Origin of the sequence: Haloarcula laminariae (genome assembly GCF_025457605.1) — an archaeon.
Classification (GTDB): Archaea; Halobacteriota; Halobacteria; order Halobacteriales; family Haloarculaceae; genus Haloarcula; species Haloarcula laminariae.
The window spans coordinates 198,901-215,720 of record NZ_JAMZFY010000002.1; the positions used below are offsets into that span (position 1 = coordinate 198,901).

The 16,820-nt window shown below is 65.2% G+C and carries 16 protein-coding genes; 7 read left to right on the forward strand and 9 right to left on the reverse strand.

The features are described from left to right. Positions 1–70: 70 nt before the first annotated feature. Positions 71–616 (forward strand): redoxin domain-containing protein, encoded by a 546-nt coding sequence (locus NJQ98_RS12520; protein WP_262179163.1) that lies wholly within the window; start codon positions 71–73, stop codon positions 614–616. Here the strand turns inward: NJQ98_RS12520 and NJQ98_RS12525 are convergent. Further along, the gene (locus NJQ98_RS12525; RefSeq protein ID WP_262179165.1) at positions 613–1,401 is read right to left on the reverse strand and encodes an Sjogren's syndrome/scleroderma autoantigen 1 family protein; all 789 of its coding nucleotides are present in this window, start codon (positions 1,399–1,401) and stop codon (positions 613–615) included. The genes NJQ98_RS12520 and NJQ98_RS12525 overlap by 4 nt on opposite strands. Before the next feature lie 172 nt (positions 1,402–1,573). Between NJQ98_RS12525 and mdh the strand changes: the two genes are divergently transcribed. Next, positions 1,574–2,488 (forward strand): malate dehydrogenase, encoded by a 915-nt coding sequence (mdh, locus tag NJQ98_RS12530; protein WP_262179167.1) that lies wholly within the window; start codon positions 1,574–1,576, stop codon positions 2,486–2,488. 12 nt (positions 2,489–2,500) lie between these two features. Here the strand turns inward: mdh and NJQ98_RS12535 are convergent, their stop codons facing one another. Genes NJQ98_RS12535 through NJQ98_RS12545 form a run of 3 tightly spaced genes read right to left on the reverse strand, consistent with a single transcriptional unit; the run spans position 2,501 to position 4,186 of the window. Next, complete coding sequence (locus NJQ98_RS12535; protein ID WP_262179168.1) at positions 2,501–3,157, reverse strand: Zn-ribbon domain-containing protein; 657 nt, start codon at positions 3,155–3,157, stop codon at positions 2,501–2,503. Then, positions 3,157–3,540: a DUF2073 domain-containing protein gene (locus NJQ98_RS12540; protein WP_262179170.1), complete on the reverse strand. Its 384-nt coding sequence runs from the start codon at positions 3,538–3,540 to the stop codon at positions 3,157–3,159. Before NJQ98_RS12540 ends, NJQ98_RS12535 begins: the two co-directional genes overlap by 1 nt. A gap of 4 nt (positions 3,541–3,544) precedes the next feature. Continuing rightward, positions 3,545–4,186, reverse strand: a complete 642-nt coding sequence (locus NJQ98_RS12545; protein ID WP_262179172.1) for an Era-like GTP-binding protein — start codon at positions 4,184–4,186, stop codon at positions 3,545–3,547. Positions 4,187–5,413: 1,227 nt separating this feature from the next. On the opposite strand from NJQ98_RS12545, the gene NJQ98_RS12550 reads away from it, so the two are divergent. After that, entirely contained in the window at positions 5,414–6,958 is a 1,545-nt protein-coding gene (locus NJQ98_RS12550; protein ID WP_262179174.1) for a Cdc6/Cdc18 family protein, read from the forward strand. A gap of 76 nt (positions 6,959–7,034) precedes the next feature. Here NJQ98_RS12550 and NJQ98_RS12555 read toward each other — a convergent pair whose 3' ends face one another. Beyond that, positions 7,035–7,688, reverse strand: a complete 654-nt coding sequence (locus NJQ98_RS12555; protein WP_431357502.1) for a S26 family signal peptidase — start codon at positions 7,686–7,688, stop codon at positions 7,035–7,037. 104 nt (positions 7,689–7,792) lie between these two features. Between NJQ98_RS12555 and NJQ98_RS12560 the strand changes: the two genes are divergently transcribed. From NJQ98_RS12560 to NJQ98_RS12570, 3 genes are all read left to right on the forward strand, one after another. Next, complete coding sequence (locus NJQ98_RS12560) at positions 7,793–9,361, forward strand: DNA-directed DNA polymerase II small subunit (protein ID WP_262179176.1); 1,569 nt, start codon at positions 7,793–7,795, stop codon at positions 9,359–9,361. A gap of 347 nt (positions 9,362–9,708) precedes the next feature. Continuing rightward, positions 9,709–11,001 (forward strand): O-acetylhomoserine aminocarboxypropyltransferase/cysteine synthase family protein, encoded by a 1,293-nt coding sequence (locus tag NJQ98_RS12565; protein WP_262179178.1) that lies wholly within the window; start codon positions 9,709–9,711, stop codon positions 10,999–11,001. 181 nt (positions 11,002–11,182) lie between these two features. Then, positions 11,183–11,320 carry a hypothetical protein gene (locus NJQ98_RS12570; protein WP_262179180.1) on the forward strand — a complete coding sequence of 46 codons (138 nt, stop codon included), beginning with the start codon at positions 11,183–11,185 and terminating at the stop codon, positions 11,318–11,320. Between the two features lie 3 nt (positions 11,321–11,323). Here the strand turns inward: NJQ98_RS12570 and serB are convergent, their stop codons facing one another. Then, the gene (gene serB / locus NJQ98_RS12575; protein ID WP_262179182.1) at positions 11,324–11,956 is read right to left on the reverse strand and encodes a phosphoserine phosphatase SerB; all 633 of its coding nucleotides are present in this window, start codon (positions 11,954–11,956) and stop codon (positions 11,324–11,326) included. Between the two features lie 174 nt (positions 11,957–12,130). Here serB and NJQ98_RS12580 point away from each other — a divergent pair, with 174 nt between their 5' ends. Further along, positions 12,131–12,685, forward strand: a complete 555-nt coding sequence (locus tag NJQ98_RS12580) for a DoxX family protein (RefSeq protein ID WP_262179184.1) — start codon at positions 12,131–12,133, stop codon at positions 12,683–12,685. Between the two features lie 137 nt (positions 12,686–12,822). Here NJQ98_RS12580 and NJQ98_RS12585 read toward each other — a convergent pair whose 3' ends face one another. From NJQ98_RS12585 to NJQ98_RS12595, 3 genes are all read right to left on the reverse strand, one after another. Continuing rightward, a complete protein-coding gene (locus NJQ98_RS12585) occupies positions 12,823–13,446 on the reverse strand; it encodes a hypothetical protein (RefSeq protein ID WP_262179186.1) in 624 nt (207 codons plus the stop codon). Positions 13,447–13,529: 83 nt separating this feature from the next. Continuing rightward, positions 13,530–15,725 carry an ATP-dependent DNA helicase gene (locus NJQ98_RS12590; protein WP_262179188.1) on the reverse strand — a complete coding sequence of 732 codons (2,196 nt, stop codon included), beginning with the start codon at positions 15,723–15,725 and terminating at the stop codon, positions 13,530–13,532. Between the two features lie 55 nt (positions 15,726–15,780). Beyond that, on the reverse strand, positions 15,781–16,755 hold the full coding sequence (locus NJQ98_RS12595; protein ID WP_262179189.1) for a cation diffusion facilitator family transporter: 975 nt from the start codon (positions 16,753–16,755) through the stop codon (positions 15,781–15,783). Between the last annotated feature and the right edge of the window lie 65 nt (positions 16,756–16,820).

Below are 16,820 nucleotides of genomic sequence, written 5' to 3' on the forward strand. Positions count from 1 at the left end.
CGCGCCGTCCGCCGGCTGATGGGAACGTTGATTTGACAGCGCGAGCCACTCGAACGCGGAGGAGTAGACCGTGGGCGAACGCGAGAACCATCGACTCGACTTCGAACTTCCGAACGTCGGGCGCGGGAGCGAGACGGTACAGTCCTGCGAACTGCTCGGCGACGGCGACTCCCTGCTCGTGGTGTTGCTGGGCAGCCACTACTGTTCACGGTCCCGAAAACTCGTCCGGGCGCTGTCCGAACGCCACGACGCCTTTTCCCGGCGAGCCACGACGGTTGTCCCCGTGTTGCCCGACATCCGCGAGCGTGCCAGGCTGTGGGACCGGCAGTACGGCCTGCCGTTCCCGATGTTGGTCGACCCGAAACCCGACGGGGAACGCGAGACGACGAGCCGGGGCGGCGCCGACGGGTTCGGGGCGTTCGGACCGCTCCAGGAGTCGGTCGAATCGCTCCCGGCGGTTGCGCTCTGTCGCGGCGACGACGGCGGACTCTCCGTCGTCGCGACCGAAACCGAAGCGACGCTGGACGTGCCGGTCGTCGAGTCGCTGCTGGGCTTCGTCGACCGTCACCGGCCCGCGGACCCAAGGCCGGCCGACGACGCGGCAGTAGACAGCTAGAACCGGACGGCGTCGAGGGCTTCGGCTGCCTCGCGGGCCGCACCGAGATGTTCGCGGGCGGTCCGCGGGTCGTCGCTCTCTGCGGCCCGCTGTGCGAACCGGTGGACCGTCTCCGCGAGCAGCGACTCGGCCGCCGACAGCTCCGCAGTCACCGAGTCGTCGGCGCTGCCACGGCGTCGGAACGGGGCCGAGGAGCGGGCCGTTGGTGAGGCGCCCGGCTCCGTCGCCGAGTCAGCCGAGCGAGTGTCGGTCCCTTGCGACCCGACGTCGCCCGCCGGCGCCCGGTTGGGGTCGGCCGAAGGGACCTCCCGCGTGGCGTCCCTGTCGGCGGCCGGCGGGTGTCCGGCGGCGTCGGCGGTTTGCTGGTCGGCAGCCGACGGCTCTCCCCCGGCGTCGCCGGCCGCGTCCGCAGTGTCGGCGCTCGCGTCCGCAGCACCGCTCGCCGGGGCCGCTGGGTCCGTCCCGTCCTGCGCAGCGGCGGCCCCGTCCTGCCCGTCGCCGAACTGGACCGTCGCGTCGTCGCTCGGGTCGGTCACCTCGATGTGGTCGCCGTCGGCGTCCGCCCCCGACTGGTCGCGAGCGACCGGTTTCTGGCAGGTGGGACAGAACTCCTGGCCGTCGTAGCGGAAGATGGGGTCCCCACAGTCCGTGCAGTGGGCGTTGGTCATCGTCGCGCCCTTCAGCAGCAGCTCGCTCATCTGCTCGGTCGCCTCGCGCTTTTGCTCGTCCTCGCCGTACTTCTCGCGGAGTTTCTCGCGTTCGGCTTCCTTGTCGAAATCGCTCATGTACGTGGACAGACGGGCGAACGGATTAGGGCTTGCGGGGGACGGTTGCGGCCAGCGGTGGAGGGGTCGGTTGAGCCGGCGCGGGCGAAGGCGACTGGGACGCATCGGACGGGTGCAACAAGGGAGAGAAAAAGAAGCGTTTACCTCCCCGCGGCCCCGAATCCGACTCGGTATGACAAAGGTAAGCATTGTCGGTGCGGCCGGAACCGTCGGTGCCGCCGCGGGCTACAGTATCGCGCTACGGGACATCGCCGACGAGCTCGTCTTCGTCGACATCCCGGACAAGGAGGAAGACACCGTCGGACAGGCCGCGGACACGAACCACGGCATCGCCTACGACTCCAACACCACGGTCCAACAGGGCGACTACGCCGACACCGCCGGCTCCGACGTGGTCGTCATCACGGCCGGCATCCCGCGCCAGCCCGGCCAGACCCGCATCGACCTCGCGGGCGACAACGCGCCCATCATGGAGGACATCCAGTCCTCGCTCGACGAGCACAACGACGACTACGTCTCCCTGACCACCTCCAACCCCGTCGACCTGCTTAACCGCCACCTCTACGAGGCCGGCGACCGGTCGCGCGAGCAGGTCATCGGCTTCGGCGGCCGGCTGGACTCGGCCCGTTTCCGCTACGTTCTCGCCGAGCGCTTCGACGCGCCGACGACAAACGTCGAGGCGACCATCCTGGGCGAGCACGGCGACGCACAGGTCCCCGTCTTCTCGAAAGTCCGGGTCGACGGCCGCGACCCCACCTTCTCCGCCGACGAGCGCGAGGAGATTCTCTCCGACCTCCAGGAGTCCGCGATGGACGTCATCGAGCGCAAGGGCGCGACCCAGTGGGGCCCGGCACGGGGCGTCGCCCACATGGTCGAGGCCATCCTCCGGGACACCGGTGCGGTGTTCCCGGCGTCGGTCAAGCTAGAGGGGGAGTTCGGCCACGAGGACACCGCCTTCGGCGTCCCGGTCCGGCTTGGCAGTGACGGGGTCGAGGAGATAATCGAGTGGGACCTGGAGGACTACGAACAGGAGCTGATGGCCGAAGCCGCCGAGAAGCTCGAAGAGCAGTACGACAAAATCTCGTAGGGCGGTCGGCGGCTACTCCCGGATGGTCTCGGGCACCTGAATGGAGTAGTGGCCGTCCTCCTGCAGGGCGACGATGTACTCCTCGCGGTCGTACAGCTCCATCAGGTTCAGCTCGTACTGGCCGGGTTCGACGACCTTGATGGACTCGAACTGGTCGTTGAGCTCCTCGCGAAGCTCGCTGAGGTCCGGCCGGTCGCCGTCGTCGTCGGTCGGCGGTTCGACCGACGCCGCCGAGTCGGCGCCCGCCGGCTCGAACTCGCGGTCGCCCTCGCCCGTGTGGTCGGGCAGTTCGTCCGGGGAGACGACTTCCCCGCGAGCGCTCGCCTGCGCGGAGTTCTCCGTTCCGGCCGCGCCGGCGTCTATCTGGCCGTCCGTCCCGGTCGGCTCGGGGTCGGTCCCGCTATCGGTGTCGGCGCCGACTGTGGGTTCGCCGCTCGAACCGCCGACGATGTCCCGCACCGTCGCCGCCGTCTGCCCGACCGTCTTGGCGACGGTGCTGTTTCCGCCGGGAGGCTCCGGCGGCTCGGGCGGCTCCTCCGCCGTGGGCGAGCTATCGCTCCCCTCAGGCCGGAACTGGAACTTGTTGCCGCCGCAGTTCGGACAGCCCGACAGCATCTCCTGTGAGCCGTCCTCGAACCCGCGGCCGCAGTTCGTACACTGATGTGGCATTATTTCCGGGAGACCAGCGCGCTGATGAGGTTCTTGTCCTTGTGGAGGGTCTCTATCTGGTTGGCCGGCCCGATGACGGTGAGTTTCTTCGTCGACTCCTTGCCCATGATGCGGTCAAGCAGACTCGCGTCGGCCGCCTCGGATTTGGGGTAGGTCTCTATCTCGATACCGTTGAACTCGTCGGGGCTTATCTCGGTCATCGTGACCTCGATGAGTTTGGACTCCTCGTCGGGCGAGAGGCCCTCTTCGAGGATGACGATGTTCCCGTCGCGCACGCCGTCGAGAATGAGCCGAATCTTCTCCATGGAGGTCAGGCCGTCCATGCGCTCCCCGCTGATGAGGTCGATCTGGACGCCGTCGCTTGGGTCTTTGACTTCTGCCATTATATCACCCGAAGTACTCCGCTATCTTGTCGTAGACCTCGTCCATGTTGTCCCCTTCCAGGGCCGACAGCGGGATGGTCTCGTGCTGTGGGTAGGCGTTGCGGATGCGCTGGACCGACGAGTCCTCGAGGTCTATCTTGTTCGCGAGAATCAGGACCGGGAGGTCCTGGCTCTCGATGATACCGATGAGCATCGTGTTGACCTGCGTGAACGGGTCCGTCGCCGAATCGAGCACGTAGATGACGCCGTCGACGTCCTCGCGGAGCCAGTGCATCGCCTCGGCGACGCCTTCGGTGGCCTCGCGGGAGCGACGCACCGCGTCGTCTTTCTCCATGTCGTGTTCGAGGAACTCGGTGTAGTCGACCTTCGTCGTCACGCCCGGCGTGTCGACGATGTCGATTGTCACCTTCTTGCCGTCGCGCTCGATTTCGACGTTCTCCTTCCGGCGGGCGCGACGGGTCTCGTGGGGCACGTGGCTCTCCGGGCCGACGGCGTCGCCGGTCCAGTCGCGCGCGATGCGGTTCGCGAGGGTCGTCTTGCCCGCGTTGGGCGGTCCGTAGATGCCGATACGCTTCGGGTCTTCCTCCGAGAACAGCGTCGATGCCGCCCTCGAAATGCTGTCTTTGAGATTTGTGAGCAGTCCCATCCTATCCTCCCGCCGCCCGGACGTGCCGGTATGGCGGCTTCTACCTCCAAGAGATGCGGGAATTCACTTAAGACTACGTCAGACAAATAAAACTTAGTTGACAGTACTTGTGGCGGGGAACAACGAAGCAGGTAGGGGCAGCCGAGACGGCCGTTCCACGCGAAACAGGGGGTGAACTGGTACGTAACTGGCGGCAGCGCTTCGGGTAGAACGGCTCGTCTGGAATCCAGACCTGAGACCAGTCAGCTGCGGACGTGAAATCAGCGGTGCTGGAAAGGACCGAGACAGCGGCTGGGAATTCACGGCCACCTGGCACACGATAGGGAGCGATGCGGTGGAAATATCGAGCCGGACGGGAAACGGGGGAGTCAGGTGCCGGGAGGGGTCGGACGAGAGATAGTCCCTCGCTGTCACGGGCGAGGCCGATACAGTACGGGAAACGCCAGCCGCAGACCGGGAGGGAGCCGTGACCGGCCGGGACGGATAGAGAGGGATGCCCCCCACCCCTTCGTTTCAGGTGGAACGGGGAACAGGCCCGGGAGGGGTCCGGCGCGACAGCAGTTTAGGGGGAGTGATGAGTCGAGCGGACGCGAGCGAAACTATGGATTACAGGCTGGAAACTATCTCTAGGAATAGTCTAGAATAAGAAGAGTAGAATGAGTGTTCTTTTCTTTCTAGTACGGTTTTGGTTGTGTAGTATGTGTTATAAATCTTTCCTAGACTAGACGGACACTGCAGTTCACGCTGACCCCCACCCACCCTTCTTCTCCGTTCCACCCGAAACGAAGGGGTGGGGGGGTCTAGTGGATATCGTGGTCATCGTTTCCATCTCTCATTCAGACACGCCGGAACAATCCCCTACTGACGAACCTGCGGCGATGCCGGTCTCCCCACTCACTGGTTCGACCCGCCCCGAGTTCCAGTGCAACCACATATCGAACTGAACCGGGGATGGTACTGGTATCGCTCCCCGGAACGGCGCGGGTAACCCGCTAGTGGTCCGTCTAGCGGCGCTGAGCGGTTCTGAGACCCCCGTTTCCCCTCCAGTCGAACTGTGGCTTGGACCGAAATATTTAATATCTATTCAGCCACGGGTTCATGTGGTTCAACTGGACGCACCTGCGCGCGTGGTCACTCCCAGAGGGTGGCCGAAACGCGCTCCTCACGTCCGATACAGCGGTTCGCAGGCCTCACTCCACCTGAAATGGTGGGGTCAACTTCCCGAGTATGACTGATTCAAACGACGACCCGGAGGCGACTATCGATCCGGACGAGGACGGCGGCGATCCGACAGCGCTCGGTTCGACAGACGACCAATCGGTGCCGGACCTCGACGATGTCGTTCTCGACAATCTCGACACGGGCACGGGCGAGGCCTCCGACGAGGCCTCCCGCGGCCTCTTCGACGACCTGCTCGAGGGCGAACCGATATTCGAGAACAAGGAGGTCCTGCGACCGTCCTACACGCCCCACAAGCTCCCACACCGAGAGGAGCAGATAAACAACATGGCGACCATCCTCGTCACCGCGCTCCGCGGGGACACGCCCTCGAACATCCTCATCTACGGGAAGACCGGGACGGGCAAGACCGCGAGCGCAAAGTTCGTCAGTGAGGAACTGGAGACCACGTCACAGAAGTACGAGGTCCCCTGCGAGGTCGAGTACATCAACTGCGAGGTGACGGACACCCAGTACCGGGTGCTCGCACAGCTCGCGAACAAGTTCATCAACAAGAACATAGACGTCATCGACGAGCGCATCGACGAGCTTGAAGACCTCCGGTCCCGGGCGCGGGAGGACGCGAGCGAACTCTCCGACACCGACTACGACTCGCTGTCGGCCCTCGATGCGGCCATCGACGACCTCGAAGCGGAGAAAGACGAGTTCGAGGAGGTCCCTATGACCGGGTGGCCCACCGACCGCGTCTACAGCTCCTTCTTCGACGCCGTCGACTACCACGAACGGGTCGTCGTCATCATGCTCGACGAGATAGACAAGCTCGTCGAGAAGTCGGGCGACGACACCCTCTATAACCTCTCGCGAATGAACTCCGAACTGGAGAACTCCCGTGTGTCCATCATGGGCATCTCGAACGACCTGAAGTTCACCGACTTCCTGGACCCGCGGGTCAAGTCCAGCCTCGGCGAGGAGGAGATCGTCTTCCCGCCCTACGACGCCAACCAGCTGCGGGATATCCTCCAGGCCCGTGCCGACGTGGCGTTCAAGGGCGACGCGCTCACCGACGACGTCATCCCGCTGTGTGCGGCCTTCGCCGCACAGGAACACGGGGACGCCCGCCGGGCGCTGGACCTCCTCCGCACCGCCGGCGAACTCGCCGAGCGCGACCAGATAGACGACGTCGAGGAGGACCACGTCCGCCAGGCCCAGGAGAAAATCGAACTGGACCGCGTGGTGGAGGTGGTCCGCACCCTCCCCACCCAGTCGAAAATCGTCCTCTTTGCCATCATCCTGCTGGAGAAAAACGGCGTCCACAACATCAACACCGGCGAGGTGTTCAACATCTACAAGAACCTCTGTGCGGAGATCGACGCCGACGTGCTGACACAGCGCCGCGTGACCGACCTCATCTCCGAACTCGACATGCTCGGCATCGTCAACGCCGTCGTCGTCTCGAAGGGCCGCTACGGCCGGACGAAGGAGATATCGCTGTCAGTCCCGACCGAAGAGACCGAGGCCGTCCTGCTCAGCGACTCCCGACTCGGCGATATCGACGACGTCCAGCCGTTCGTCCAGGCCCGCTTCGACAACTGACGCCCGGTCGAGCTGAAACCTCACGCGCCGATTGCACCGCTGTTGTAAATCGGCTACGCTTGCGTTCCACAGAACCCTAGCCGGCCGTCGCGGTGGTCGGCTGTGCGGCCTGATTCCAGCCCAGTCGAATCTCGCCGAGCAGCGGGACCCGGTACTCGGCGGTACCGATGACCCACTCCGGTTTCACGGGCTCGCTGATAGGGTTCGAACCAATCTGGTCGTACTTTCTGTTCGACAGCTCGTTGTCCCCTTTCGTGATGAACCCGGCGTGTGGTGCCGGGCAGTTAGTCAGCTCCGAGCAGTTGTCCGCGTCCCCGATGAACTCGGGTTCGGCGCGGCTGTACCAGTTTTCGCCGTCTTCGACGTACAACATCGCCCGGTGGATGATCGGCGTCCGCCGCTCGCTTCCGTCGGGCTTGTAGACGATAACGTCCCCCCGCTGCTCGAAGCGAACGTATTCCTCACCGCGCTGGTTCGTCACGACGCCGTGGACCGCGTTCGGGCCCGCGAATCGCTCTTCCTCCATCACGAACACGAGGTCGCCCTTCTCGATGTGAGGGTCCATACTCGGGCTCTCGATGGCGACGAGCGGCGGCCAGACCCCGCTGACGGCAAAGAGCAACAGACCGACGAGGAGCACGGCGCCGGCGCTCCCGACAATATCCATCCCGTACTGGACGAACTGCGGGGGCTCCTCGCCACTCGAAGGCGGCCCGTCGTCGCCGGACATTCGTACACGCCCGTAGCGGGAGGCGAGCAATCAACGTTCCGTTGTCGCAATCCGCTCCGGTACCGTCCGCTAGTCTTTTGCTGACCGACGCGTTGAGAGCTACTGTGCCACTCTCGACCCCGGCCCGTATCGTCAGCGAGCTGGCCAGCCGCGGCTACAACGCCGAGCCGGAGGCCGTCACGCGGCTGGCCGGGGCGCCGGAGTCCGAGACAGCGCTCGAACGCGCACTGGAAACGATGCCCGACGACGCGCTGAAGCTCACCGCCGACCACGTCGATTCGGTCCTGGACCGGTCGGAGTCGCGGGCCGATGCCACATCTACACCCCGGAGCGATGTCGATAGTGGGGCCGAGAACCTCACTACCGAAGACCCCTCTGTTTCAACTGGAGCCGCGGGCCCGGAGTCGACAGACAGCGGAAACGTCGCTCCAGTTGAAACGAAGGGGTCTCGCGACGTCGACGTCTCCCAGCGGGCCATCGAGGTCGCCAACGACATGACCGGCGACTCGACGGGGACCGGGGAGTACAACGATTTCGTCCAGGTGTTCCGTGACCGCTACGAGAAGCTCGCGAGCAAGCTTCGGGGCCGGGTCAACCACCGGCCGACCGACGCCATCGAGAACATGGGCGGGGGAAGCGAGGCCGCGCTCATCGGGATGGTCTCCGATATCCGCTCGACGGCCAGCGGCCACTGGCTGGTCGAACTGGAAGATACGAACGGCACCTTCCCGTGTCTCGTGATGAAAGACCGCCCCATCGCCGACCTCGTCCAGCAGCTACTGCTCGACGAGGTCATCGCCGTCGACGGGACCCTGGCCGACGACGCCGGAATCCTGTTCGTCGACTCGCTACATTTCCCCGACGTCCCCCGGACCCACTCCCCCTCGACCGCCGACCGGCACGTCCAGGCCGCGCTCATCTCCGACGTCCACGTCGGCAGCCAGGAGTTCATGGCCGACGCCTGGCACCGGTTTACCGACTGGCTCCACACCCCCGAAGCCGAGCACGTCGAGTATCTGCTCATCGCCGGCGACATGGTCGAGGGCGTCGGCATCTACCCCGAGCAGGACGAGGAACTGGACATCATCGACATCTACGAGCAGTACGAGCAGTTCTCGGAGTACCTCAAGGAGGTGCCCGCGGACATGGAGATACGGATGATTCCGGGCAACCACGACGCCGTCCGGCTGGCCGAACCCCAGCCCGGCTTCGACGAGGAGCTCCGCGATATCATGTCCGCCCACGACGCCTCCATCCACTCGAACCCGGCCCTCGTCACCGTCGAAGGGGTCACTATCCTGATGTACCACGGCGTCTCGCTGGACGAGGTCATCGCGGAGCTCCCCGACGAGAAGGCCAGCTACGAGGAGCCCCACAAGGCGATGTACCAGCTCCTGAAGAAGCGCCACGTCGCCCCCCAGTACGGCGGCCACACTCGGCTCGCACCCGAAGACAGGGACTACCTCGTCATGGAGGAGGTCCCCGACGTGTTCCACACGGGCCACGTCCACAAACTCGGCTGGGGGAAGTACCACAACGTGCTGGCGCTGAACTCCGGGTGCTGGCAGGCCCAGACGGAGTTCCAGAAGTCCGTCAACATCGACCCCGACGCCGGGTTCGCCCCGATTCTCGACCTGGACACGCTGGATATGACGGTCCGTAAGTTCACCTGAACCTTTTTCCTCGTCGCCCTTCCTTGCGAGCCTTCGGCTCGCTGCGGGAGGGCTCCTCGAAAAACGTTCGCGAAAAAGGCCGGAATCGGCGTGTGGCGCCGATTCCGGGGAAACCGCTCGCTGGTGACGAGCGGTATGCTGGTGGACAGCCTGCCTTTCCCCGTCTTCGCGCGATGGAACGCGCTCACGGCCACAGCGTCGGTGTCCCAGTACGGTCGTCGTCACCCGTGGATGCCCCGGCCGAGTGTTGTCATCAACTGACCCGCAAATTCGCCGCAATCGGCGACCACCGGCCGCTGTCGCCGCCCAGTAGGGAATTAAGGGGGTAGCCGTTCAACGTCCGCTGTATGAGCGACGACGACCACGGATTCGAGACGGACGCCCTGCACGTCGGCCAGGAAGAGCCGGACAGCGAAGCCCGCGCCCGGGCGCCGCCCATCTACCAGACGACCTCCTACGTCTTCGAGGACGCGGAAGACGCGGCCGCCCAGTTCGCACTCGAAAAGCCGGGCCACATCTACTCCCGGCTGATGAACCCCACCGTCGGGCAGCTTCAGGAGCGACTGGCCGCACTGGAAGGCGGGGTCGGTGCCGTCGCCACCGCGTCGGGGATGGCGTCGCTCAATCTGGCGACGTTCCTGCTCGCGGACGTGGGCGACAACGTCGTCACCGCCTCCTCGCTGTACGGCGGGACGTACACCTACTACACCCACACCGCGCCCCGAAACGGCGTCGAGACCCGCTTCGTCGACACGCTCGACTACGACGCCTACGAGGAAGCCATCGACGACGACACGGCCTACGTCCACTGTGAGACTATCGGCAACCCCGCACTGGTAACCCCGGACCTCCAGCGCCTGGCCGACATCGCCCACGACCACGGGGCGCCCTTCTTCGTGGACAACACGTTCGCGACGCCGTATCTCTGCAACCCCCTCGAACACGGCGCCGACCTGGTCTGGAACTCCACGACCAAGTGGATTCACGGCCACGGCACCACCGTCGGCGGCGTCCTCGTCGACGGCGGCTCGTTCCCCTGGGACGAGTACAGCGACAAGTACCCGGAAATCGCCGGCGACAACCCCGCCTACCACGGCGTCAACTTCGAGGAGCGCTTCGGCGACGCCGCCTTCACCTACGCCGCCATCGCCCGCGGACTGCGCGACCTGGGCTGCCAGCAGTCCCCCTTCGACGCCTGGCAGACGATGCAGGGCTTGGAGACCCTGCCCGCGAGAATGGACCGCCACTGCGACAACGCCATGGCCGTCGCGGAGTTCCTCTCCGACCACCCCGAGGTCTCGTGGGTCACCTACCCAGGCCTCGACGACCACGAGACCCACGAGGCCGCAAGCGAATACCTGGACGGCGGCTACGGCGGCATGATAACGTTCGGCCTCGACGCCGGCTACGACGCCGCCCGCTCGACCGTGGAGTCGACCGAGATAGCGAGCCTGCTCGCCAACGTCGGCGACGCGAAGACGCTCATCATCCACCCCGCGAGCACCACCCACCAGCAGCTCACCGAGGAGGAACAGGCCGCCGCCGGGGTCACCGACGACATGGTCCGCCTCTCCGTCGGGACCGAAGCCGTCGACGACATCATCGCCGACCTCGACCAGGCTATTACCGCGTCGTCGTAGGCGGGCCCGCCTTCTCGCTGCCGCCGTTTCCCGCGTCGAGCGGTCTGCTACGCTGTCTCATCTCACCAGAATCGGGTCTTTTTGTGTCTATGCGTACAACTCGGCCCATCGGAATCTGTGGTACCAAAGAAATAAGTCGAATTAGGCCCAAATATTGTCACACAAATCGGAGCTGTCTCCCATGCCCGTGCTCGAACGCCTCACGAACACGCTGGGCCGGAGTAAGTCCTACGTCTGTCGGTTCTGTCGGCTCACTTTCGACCGGGAGCGACGCAACTGTCCGGCCTGTGGCTGTGGCCCGATAGAGCCCGACCGCTGAGAGTTACAGCACGCCCCGCTCTTCCAGCAGCACGTACAGTTCGTCCATCGTCGAGACGGTCACGTCACACGCCGGTTCGACGGCCGGTTTCGGCTCGAAACCGATAGCCAGGCCGGCCACTTCGAGCATCGGCAGGTCGTTCGCCCCGTCGCCGACGGCGATGGTGTCCTCGCGGTCCTCGCCGACGATGGCCGTCGCCACTTCTAGGGCGTCGTCTTTCGTCCCCTCGATGAGCGGGCCGCGGACGTTCCCCGAGAGCTTCCCGTCGACGACGGGCAGGCGGTTCGCGACGATGGCGTCGACCTCGACCCCCTCCTTTTCGAGTGCGGCGTCCACCCCGCGGTCGAACCCGCCGGTGAGGATGGCGACGTAGTGGCCCGCCTCGCGCAGCGCCGCGATGACCTCGGCCGCGCCGGAGCGGAGCTCCACGTCGTCGAAGGCGGCCTGGGCCTGCTCGTCGGGGAGGTCCGCAAGCAGTTCACACCGCTGGCGCAGGCTCTCGGCGTACTCGATTTCGTTGTTCATCGCCCGCTCGGTGATGTCGGCCATGTCCTGGGCGGTGCCGTTCTGGTTGCCCAGCAGCACGGTCATCTCCGAGTCGGAGAGGGTGCCGTCGAAGTCGAAGGCGACTAGCATTGCCCGGTGATTACGCCCCGGGGGTTTCAAACTATCCGGTTTGCCCCGCTCGTACGGACCGTTGTAGCGATGCACCGGCCTGTGTCGACGCTCGCTAACAGCGCCTAGTCAACTCTCGGATAGTTAAAATATAGCTACCAACATTTATTAGCTCCCGTGTTAGTCCATACCACAATGTCGTCACAGGAAGTCCAACTCCGGAGCACCGTCGCGGGATTCACCGCGGAGGGGAAGCTACACACACTGAGCGTCTGGTTCATCCTCGCGCTGCGGTTGATGATGGGACTCGCGTTCTTCCAGAGCGGTTTCGATAAGGTGGTCTCCGGAAGCTTCAGTGCCGCAGGCTATCTACAGAACGCGCCGCCATCCAACGGCAGCCCCGCGGCTGACCTCTTCGTTTCGATGGGGAACACGCCGTGGTTCGTGGACTTCGTCAACGTCGCCGTCCCGTGGGGAGAGGTTCTCATCGGCCTCGGCCTCGTATTCGGCGTACTGACGCGTCTCGCGGCGTTCTGGGGCGCGTTCCTGATGCTGCTGTTTTACCTCGGGAACTGGGATATCGCCCACGGCTACATCAACGGTGATTTCGCGTATATGCTCGTCTTCCTCTCGGTCGCCGCCTTCGGTGCCGGCCGCGTTCTCGGCCTCGACCAGTACATCGAACAGTACGACATCGGCGGACAACCGCTCGTCGAACGGTATCCGTGGACTCGGTACCTCCTCGGGTAACGGGTACTCTCCCCCTTCAAAACGGTCTCCAGGAGTGACCAGCGTTAGATACGCGGCTCTGCTTGCCGATTCAGCCGCGCCAGTTCGGGCCGTAATTCTGTGTCGAGAAATCCCGCTCCCGAGTCCCGCTTCCCGTCTCAGAGGAACAGTCCGAACGGCGCGGCGACCACGCCGAACAGCGCGAAGGCGTAGACGGCGTCTATCCAGAGGAACTCCAGTGCGTTGAACAGCATGGAGACGGCGACAAGCGGGTAGCCGACGAACCGCAGGAGGCTGTCCGTCTCCTTCGACCGGTCCCACAGCGCGTCGGTCGGTTCGGCGTTCGGGAAGGCGTGTGCTGCGACCGCGAAACCGGGGTAGAACCCGGCCCACCAGGCCAGCCCGCCCGTTCCCTCGACGATACCCGCGAGCTGCAAGGCGACGAACCCGCCAAACAGGCAGAGAGCCAGCAGCGTCGTCACGAAAAAGGGCCCCAGAACGACGCCGAACAGGTCCGAGTACTGCCCGACGGCCCCGTGGTTCGTGAACGCCTCGACCCGCTCGTCCTCTCCGGGCGACTCGCCGGGGTCGAGAACCCGCGAGACCTCCGCCAACGCCGCTTCCGTGTCCGGAATCTCGTCCAGATTCACGTCGTCGTCGACGGCCAGCCGCGCGGACGGCACGCCGTATGACTCGTCGAACCGCTCCTGGACGATGCCGTTGACGATCATCCCGGGGAAAGTTACGATATTGAACACGAGACCGACGAGCCCGAACACCATATGGCCTGCCTAATCAGGCCCGACTGTATTAATATTTACTATGGAAACAAGATGAAAAATGGCGCTCGGCTCGTCGGGGGCGACTACGGCTTCGGCGGCGGGCCGTCGTAGGCGTCCATGTCCTGATAGAAGTTCAGCAGCGCGAACTTGAGTTTCTCGGGGCCGATGTCGACCATCTCCGTGCGCTCCTCGGGCGGGAATCGCCCCCGGACGGCGTAGTCGTGCATCTCCATCTCGGCGGCCTCGGTGTAGCGCTTGTCCAGCAGGATGCGCGCGCCGAAGTCCTCGGGCGAGCGGACTACCCGGCCGACGGCCTGGCGGGTCTTGCGGACGGTGGGTATCTCGACGGCGTAGCGCCAGCCGGCGTCATCGCCGTCGACGGGTTTCCCGTGGTCGGTCTCCCCGAACGCGGTCTGGTAGGCGTCCTGAACCGCCTCCATCCGGTCGTCGAGGTGGGGGTAGGGGACCCCGAGGACGACGACGGTCCGGGCGTCGTCGCCGTCGTAGCTCACGCCCTCGCCCAGGGTGCCCCACAGCGAGGTAAAGAGAACGGCGCCGTCGTCGTCGGTGAAAGCCGACCGCAGGTCGCGGGCTTGCTTGCCCGGTTCGTCCAGGTAGCGGGTCCCGCTGACGGCGACCATCTGGTGGTAGCGTTCGGCCTCGCTGTAGGAGGGGCAGAACACGAGCGTGTTGCCCGGCGTAAAGCGGATGATGTCTTCGAGCGTCCGCGCTATCGTCCGCTGGGTCTCGGGGTCGTCGCGTTCGCTGGAAAACAGCGCGGGCCCGGAGACGGCGTAGGTCCGCCGGCGCTCCTCGGGGAACTGGTCGCCGTAGGCCATCGTCACGGGGTCGTCCAGCCCGACGACGTCCTCGGTCACGTCGAACGGGCGCAGCGTCGCGCTCATCAGGACGGCGGCGTGTAAGTCGTCGAACAGCTCGCGGGTCACCCGCTCGGGGATGCAGGTGTAGAGTTCGGCGCGGCCGTAGACCTCGCCCGAGGATTCGTCCCGGCGGACGCTGACGACGGGGTACTGCCCCGTGGCGTCCGACTCCGAGAGCCAGTCGGACAGAAAGCCGGCGGCCTGGAGCGTCTGGCACTCCTTGCGGGTGTCCAGCTCCCCCTCCTTGAACTGCTCCTCGTAGCGCTCGTCCAGTTCCCGCCCCAGGTCCAGCGCGTGGTCGACCTCCTCGTGAAAGCCCGGCCCGCTGTAGTTCCGGAAGAACGCGAGCGTCAGGTCGTCCTTCCGGTCGTCGTTGGCGATAGTGATGTCGTCCCAGTGTTCGTCGACGGCCTCGCGGTCGCCGAAGCCGAAGCTGTCCTCGTAGGTCTCGGCCAGCGCGTCCCGGAACGTCCCCAGCACGTTCACGGCGTTCTCCGCGCGGGCGTCCTCGACGCCCGACAGCTCCTCTATCGCCTGGTCGAGCGTGTTCTCGGTGAGGGTCCGTCGGGCGTGGTCCCGCGCCGCGGACTCGACGTTGTGGGCCTCGTCGAAGACGGCGATGATGTCCTCGGGGTCCCGGCCGATCCAGCGGAAGAACTGCTCGCGGATGGTCGGGTCCAGCAGGTGGTGGTAGTTGCAGACGACGAGGTCGACGCCCTCCATCCCCTCCTTGAGCAGCTCGTAGCCACACATGCCGCGGTCGCCGGCGTACTCGTAGACGTCGTCGGGCGTGCGCACGTCGTCGTAGAGCCAGGCGTAGAAGTCGCTGGTGTCGACGGTGAGGTTGCGGTAGTAGTGGTCACACGTCGAGCGCTCGGTTTCGAGTTCCTCCATCTCCTCTTGGAGGTCCCGCAGCTCCTCGACGACGGCGTTTCTGGCCTCCATCGCCTCGCTGTCACCCTCTTGGCCCGCCGCCAGCAGCTCCCCCTCGCGGTCCTCAAGCTGGGCGATGTCGGTCTCGACGTCGACGAGTTCCCGCGTGGTGTCCCGCAGCGCCTGACACTCCTCGTAGTCTACATCGATGTGACACATCGACCCCTTTCCGCGGAAGACGACCGCGCGCAGTCGCTCCTGCTGGGTTATCGCGCGGGCGTCCTCGACGAACTGGCGCATCTGCTGGTGGACGTTGGTCGTGATGACGACGGTCTTGCCGGTCTCGCGGGCGTGTTCCAGCGCCGGCACGAGCGAGGCGAGCGTCTTCCCCGTCCCGCAGGCCCCCTCGAAGAGGACGTCGTCGCCCTCGTCGAGGGCCTCGTAGATGGTGGCCATCGCCTCCCGCTGGTGGTCGTAGGGCTCGTCGTAGGGGAAAAAGCGCAGATAGCCGTCGTCGGTCGTCACTGGAGATGGGTTGGCCGTTCTCGGGCAAAAGGGTTCGGCTCGGGACGGCGGCAGTTCAGGCCGCTTCCGGCTCGATGTACACTTTCCGGATGTCGCCGTTCGCGGCCGTCAACTCGTCTTCGATAGCCGTTATCGCGTCGTCCATCGCCCCGGTTTCGAGCCCGTCGACAAAGGCGATGTCCGCCGAGACGATTACCTCGTTGGGGCCGAAATACACCGTCCGGAAGTCGACGATGGAGTCGACGTGCTCGTTGGCGGTGATGATGTCACGGAGGCGCTTGCCCTCGTCGGCCGGGAGGCTCTCGCCAAGCAGGAGCCGCTTGTTCTCCCAGGCCAGCGCCAGCGCAAAGCCCATCAGCATGACGCCGATGAGGACCGCCGAAATCTGGTCGTAGACGGGGTTGTCGGTCATCTGTGCGAGGACGAGCCCGACCAGCGCGATGATGATACCCACGAGTGCGATGGTGTCCTCGGTCAGCGCGGTCAGGGTGGTCACGTCGCTGGTCTTGCGGAACGCCTCGCGGTAACTGTCCCAGTCGTTGCGGTCCATCTGGCGTTGCATCTCCGCGCGGGCCTTTATCAGCGCGTAGGTCTCGAAGGCGAAGGCCCCCAGCAGGACGGTGTAGTTGACCCACAGCGGGTCGAGCCACGCCGGCGGCGTGAAGCTGAGAAAGAGGAACTCGACGGCCTCGCCCGCCTCGGGGCCGGCGTGGCCGCCGTGGGCCGTCAGTTCGTTGTACCCGTGTTTCAGGCTCTCCCAGCCCGCGATGCCGAACAGGAACACGGAGACGAGAAAGCTGTAGAAGAACTGCGACTTGCCGTAGCCGAAGGGGTGCTGTCGGTCGGCCTCCCGGCCCGAAAACCGGATACCGATGAGGAGGAACACCTGGTTGCCGGTGTCGGAGATGGAGTGGTAGGTCTCCGAGAGCATCGCGGCGCTCCCCGTCAGCAGGAAGCCGAAGAACTTCAGGATGGCAATGGCTCCGTTGGCGACGAGCGCGGCCATGACGACTGATTTGCTGCCTGCCATTACTCCCGACTCACGAGGACGAGTGAAAGTGGTTCTGGATTTACGTCTCCAGCCGAAAGGAAGCG